Consider the following 710-nt stretch of genomic DNA (forward strand, 5'->3'; position numbering starts at 1 on the left):
CACTGCGTTCGCCGCGCCGAAGTGGTCGGGGCGGATCAGTTCGGCGACCCCGTCGAGCTCGGTCGGAGCGATGATGCCGCCACCCCCGACCAGGATGACCGGGACCGGTGCGGCGTTCGGCTTCATCCGGTCGATCGAGTCCTCGAGGATCTCGCGCATCGCACTCCAGGCCACGGCGCCGACCGTCTCAGGAACCGCGGGAGCCTCGAGACCATCGATCCCGGCCCCGCCGACCGCGAGGGCGATGTCGGTGGCCGTGAGGGTGCTTCCTCCGAAGGCCAGGCCCTCCTGAGGAAGCCGATAGCCGACGCTGTCGGGGCCGACCGTCGTGCCCGACTCGGTCTCGCGGATGATCGTGCCACCGCCGAGTCCGACCGACAGCACGTCGGGCATGCGGAAGTTGGTGCGGATGCCGCCGATCTCGACCGCGTGGGCCGACTGGCGCGGGAACCCGTCGACGAGCACGCCGATGTCGGTCGTGGTGCCGCCGATGTCGACCACCAGGGCATCCGTCGCCCCGGAGAGGTGCGCGGCGCCACGGATGGAGTTCGTGGGCCCGCACCCGATCGTCAGCACCGGGAACTCGAGCGCGTACTCGAGCTGCATGAGGGTGCCGTCGTTCTGGCCAAAGTAGGGCGTGGCGGGGATGCCGCGCTCGCGCAGGGCCGCCACGAAGCCTGCGGCCATCTGCCGGAGCGTCTGCATCAGCG

General features: G+C 71.0%; 1 protein-coding gene. It reads right to left on the reverse strand.

Going from position 1 to position 710, the window contains the following annotated elements; genetic code table 11:
- Positions 1-705, reverse strand: a 705-nt coding sequence (locus tag KZA10_RS16800; protein WP_306300836.1) for a hydantoinase/oxoprolinase family protein, incomplete at its 3' end; no start/stop codon positions are given.
- Positions 706-710: the final 5 nt, after the last annotated feature.

The sequence above is a fragment of the Microbacterium sp. BF1 genome, assembly GCF_019279095.1.
In the GTDB taxonomy this organism is placed as follows: Bacteria; Actinomycetota; Actinomycetes; order Actinomycetales; family Microbacteriaceae; genus Microbacterium; species Microbacterium maritypicum.